Source organism: Sedimentibacter sp. B4, from assembly GCF_000309315.1.
Lineage (GTDB): Bacteria > Bacillota > Clostridia > Tissierellales > Sedimentibacteraceae > Sedimentibacter > Sedimentibacter saalensis.
This window is the reverse complement of record NZ_CANG01000767.1, coordinates 1-241: the sequence shown is the minus strand read 5'-3', so window position 1 is coordinate 241 and position 241 is coordinate 1. Positions and strand designations below refer to the sequence as shown.

The window sequence follows — 241 nt, the reverse complement described above, 5'->3', positions numbered from 1 at the left end:
AGGTAGGCCAGTTTCGGTACCGCCTCGCTGAGCAGCACCAGCCGCTCCTGCACCAGCGGGACGGCCTTGCGGAGCAGGGCGACGTCGTGCTCCGAGGGCTGCGTCCACTGGCCCTCGCGGACGGCGAACTCGACCACCCGGTCGGCCAGCTCGTCGGCAGACAGGGCCCGGATGTAGTGCCCGTTCAACGCGTTCAGCTTCGCCAGGTCGAAAATCGGGCCGGTCGTGTTCACCTTCGCCA

The 241-nt window shown here is 68.5% G+C and carries 1 pseudogene; it reads right to left on the bottom strand.

Annotation, left to right across the window (positions count from 1 at the left end):
• Positions 1-241 (bottom strand): annotated as a pseudogene (locus BN358_RS26950) (glutamate--tRNA ligase); the annotation flags it as partial.